The organism is Pseudomonas sp. P179, assembly GCF_000478485.2.
In the GTDB taxonomy this organism is placed as follows: Bacteria; Pseudomonadota; Gammaproteobacteria; order Pseudomonadales; family Pseudomonadaceae; genus Pseudomonas; species Pseudomonas aeruginosa.
Window position 1 is genome coordinate 196872 of sequence record NZ_KI517354.1, and the last position, 4599, is coordinate 201470.

Sequence of the window (4599 nt, forward strand, 5' to 3'; positions counted from 1 at the left end):
GCCACTCGCTGGTGTACCAGCGGCGTTGCCGGATAGCCCGAATCGCTGCGGTTCCAGAGCTGCCCGATGACTTCGCGCTCCTCGCGGTCGAGCATGTCCAGCTCTCCCAGGCGAGCGTCAGGCATCGCCAGGATCGCATCCAGCAGGTTCTGCCAATGCCGTACCAGGCGCTCTGCGGTCGAAGCATCGAATAGATCGGTCGCATAGACCAGCGCCGCCCAGATGTCCGACTCGGACTCACAGGTATCCAGCACCAGGTCGAACTGCGCCGTATGGCTTTCCCACGCCTGCTCTTCGATGCTCAGTCCCGCGACTTCCGGCAAGCCGTGCTCGCCCCGCTCCGCCTGGTAGTTGAATAGCACCTGGAACAGCGGGCTGTGGCTGAGACTGCGCTCCGGTTGCAAGGCTTCCACCAGTTGCTCGAACGGCAAGTCCTGGTGCGCCTGCGCCTCCAGCGAGCGCTGGCGAACCTGGTGCAGCAATCGGTCGAACCCCATCTGCCCATCGATGTCGGCCTTGAGCACCTGGGTGTTGACGAAGAACCCGATCAGTCGCTCGGTTTCGACCCGGTTGCGATTGGCGACCGGCACGCCGACACGGATATCCGACTGACCGCTGTAGCGATACAGCAGCGCCTGGAACGATGCCAGCAGCAACATGAAGGTACTCGCACCCTGCCGTTGGGCAAGCGCCTTCAGCCGCCTGGCCCGCTCGGCGCCGAGTTCGAACTCCAGCCGCGCGCCGCGAAAGCTCTGCTCCGCAGGACGGGGACGATCGAACGGCAGCTCCAGCACCGGCTGTTCGCCACCCAGCAGGCCGATCCAGTACGCCAACTGGCGCTCCCTCTCTCCGGCCTCCATCCATTCGCGCTGCCAGACGGCATAGTCCGGATACTGTATCGGCAGCGCCGGCAGGGCCGCTTCGCGCCCCTGGCTGTAGGCGGCATAGAGCTGGACCAGCTCTTCGACCATCAACTGCATCGACCAACCGTCGGAGACGATATGGTGCTGGACCATGACCAGCACATGGTCATTCGGAGCCACTTCGAACAGACTGATCCGCAGCAACGCATCCGTCCGTAGGTCGAAGGGCCTGGCCATCTCCGCTTCGACTGCGGCCCTGAGCGACGCGTCATCGACATTCGCCAGGTTATGCCGGGAAACCTGCAACTGCCCATCGGCGTCCACCACCTGAACGGTACGCAGGCCTTCCTGGCGGAAGCGGGTACGCAACGACTCGTGACGCTGTGCGAGGCGCTCGAAACTGCGCTGTAGCGCGACGACATCGAGGCCGCCGCGCAAGCGCAGGGCGGCGGGAATGTGATAGGCCGCGCTCTCCGGTTCCAATTGCCAGAGGAACCACTGGCGCTCCTGTGCATAGGACAACGGCAGCGGCTGCTCGCGGGTAACGGGCGTGATCGGCGGAACCTCCGCCGGTTTCTCGCCCAGGCTCTCGACGAATCCCTGCAGGACCGGCTGCTCGAAAAGGCTCTTCAGGCTGACTTCGATACCGAGATCCTGGCGAATCCGCGAGACCAGGCGCGTCGCCAGCAGCGAGTGTCCGCCCAATTCGAAGAAGTTGTCGGTCAGGCCGACCCGTTCGACGCCCAGCAACTCGCCCCATATCGCGGCCACGTCTTTCTCCAGCGCGCTCGCCGGCGCCATGTGGTGGCGTTGCATCAGGCCGGCATCCGGCTTCGGCAGCGCCCGACGGTCCAGCTTGCCATTTGGACTGAGCGGCATCCGCTCGAGGAACAGCAGGTGCGAGGGCACCATGTAGTCCGGTAGCGAGGCCCGTAGCGCTGTGCGGATACGCTCGCGCAAAGCCGGCTGGCGAGTTTCGTCCTCGCCCCCCTCAGCCACCAGGTAGGCCACCAGTTGACCGTCCAGCGCAAGAGCCGCCGCTTCGCGTATTCCCTCCAAGTCCAGGAGGCGGGCTTCGACCTCCCCCAGCTCGATGCGGAAGCCGCGGATCTTCACCTGATGGTCGGCACGCCCCATGTACTCGATCACGCCGTCACCGCGTCGGCGCGCCAGGTCGCCGGTCCGGTAGAGCCTCGAGCCCGGTTCGCCGAAGGGGTCGGGCAAGAAGCGCTCGGCGGTCAAGCCGGGCCGATCGTGGTAGGCACGGGCCAGCCCGGCACGGCTGGCGATATAAAGCTCGCCTACCGCCCCTACGGGCAGTAGGCCGAGATGTTCATCCAGCACCAGCAACGTACGGCCGGGTAGCGCCTGGCCGATAGGACTGGCATTGCCCACCCGGGCGTTCTCGGCGGAACAATCGAAGACGCTGGACACCACCGTGGCCTCGGTCGGTCCATAGGTATTGAGCAACCTCACCCGGCCCATGCCGGCTTGCCGCCAGAGCTTCGGCCCCTCCAGTGGCATGGCTTCGCCACCGATGTGGATCTGCCGCAAGGCACCGTAGGAACGCCGTGGCTCGGCCAGGGCATCGAGCAGGAACAGGTTCCAGTACGCCGTGGGCAGGTCGGCAAGGGTCACGCCCTGCTCGACTATCTGCCGATACAGCTCACCGGTATCCCAGAGGTCGCCGCCACGCAGGACCACGCAGGCACCACGGGTCAGCGCCGGATAGAGCTGTTCGACGAAGCCGTCAAAACTCAGGGTGGCGAACTGCAATATCCGATCCTCCGGGGTGAGCGCGGAATAACCACTGGCGATACGCGAGAACTGCGCAAGCGCCGCATGGCTGATGGCCACGCCCTTGGGTTTTCCGGTGGAGCCGGAGGTGTAGATCACATAGGCCAGGTTCTCCGGCCGCAGGTTCACCACCGGATCATCCGTGGACACCGATGCGTCCCGTTCCAGGCGGTCGATGGAGAGCACCTCCAGCCCTTCGTGCAAAGGCAGCCCGGGCAGCAAATGCTCCTGGCTGAGCAACAGGCCGACGGCGCTGTCCTCGAGCATGTGACGCAAACGGTCCTGCGGATAGGTCGGGTCCAGCGGCACATAGGCACCACCGGCCTTGAGGATCGCCAGCAGACCGACCACCATGTCCAGCGAGCGCTCGACGGCGATTCCCACCAGCACATCGGGACCGACGCCACGCGCTATCAGGCAGTGAGCCAGACGATTGGCGCGGGCGTTGAGCTCGGCGTAGCTCAAGGCCTGCCCCTCCAGCGCCAGTGCTTGCGCCTGCGGACGCAGACGGGCCTGCTCCTGGATCTGCAACTGGACCAGGGGCGGCAACCCACCCTCGTCGGCGTTCTCTGCCCAGGCCCGCAACAGGCAATCGCGCTCCTCGTCCAGCAACAGCGGCAACTCGGCGACCGGCCGGCCCGGTTCGGCCACGATGCCGCGCAGGAGATTCTGCCAGTGCCGAGCCAGGCGCTCGACGGTCGAGGCCTCGAACAGATCCGTGGCATAGCCGAACGATGCCCAGATGCCGTCCTCGGCCTCGTGCACGTCCAGCGTCAGGTCGAAGGCCACGGAGCTGCTCCGCCACTCCATCCGCTCCAGCGACAGGCCTGGCAGTTGCACGCCCTGGTTGGCCGAACGAGAGTCGGCCTGGTGATTGAACATGACCTGGAACAACGGGTTGTGGCCGAGGCTGCGTTCCGGCTGCAAAGCCTCCACCAGTTGCTCGAACGGCAGGTCCTGGTGCGCCTGTGCCTCCAGCGCGCGCTGGCGGGCCTGGGCCAGCAACTCGTCGAAACCCATCCGGCCATTGATGTCGGCCTTGAGCACCTGGGTGTTGACGAAGAAACCGATCAGCCGCTCGGTTTCAACCCGGTTACGGTTGGCGATCGGCACGCCGACACGGATATCCGCCTGTCCGCTATAGCGATGCAACAGCGCCTGGAAGGAAGCCAGCAACAGCATGAACATGGTCACACCCTTGCGCTGAACCAGCTGTTTCAAGGCAAGGGCCAGGTGTGGCTCCAGCTCCAGGTCCAATTGCGCTCCACGATAGCTGCGCAGCGGCTGCCGCGGGTGATCGAGGGGCAACTCGATCACCGGCTGCTCGCCGCCCAGCAGGCCGGTCCAGTACGCCAACTGGCGCTCCTTTTCCCCCGCCTCCATCCAGCTGCGCTGCCACAGGGCGTAGTCCGCGTACTGGATCGGCAGGGCCGGCAACACCACGTCGAGCCCTTGGCTGTAGCCGGCATAGAGCTGGACCAGTTCCTCGACCATCAATTGCATCGACCAACCGTCGGAGACGATATGGTGCTGGACCATCGCCTCCAGGGATTTAGCCAGGGCATCTTCCACCGGCGCGCTCTCGGCCTTGAGGGTCTCGACGCCGTGGCAGAACTCACCCAGTGTCTCCGCGGTGAACATCGACTTGATCGGCACCTCCAGGTGCAGTCGTTCGCGTAGGCGGCCAATGACCTGGGTGGCCAGCAACGAGTGGCCGCCAAGCTCGAAGAAGTTGTCGTCGAGCCCGACCTGTTGCAATTGCAGGACCTCCGCCCAGATCCCCGCGACCTGTTGCTCCAGATCGCTTCGCGGCGCCACGTAGACCTGCTGCAACAGGCTCGCATCCGGCTGCGGCAGGCCCTTGCGGTCCAGCTTGCCGTTCGGCGTCAGCGGCATCCGCGCCAGGAACAACAGGTGCGACGGCACCATGTATTCCGGC

1 protein-coding gene is annotated in these 4599 nt (G+C 65.4%); it reads right to left on the reverse strand.

The window, feature by feature from the left end:
- Nucleotides 1-4599: non-ribosomal peptide synthetase (locus HMPREF1224_RS13825; protein WP_010793024.1), on the reverse strand; the 4599-nt coding region annotated here is incomplete at both ends.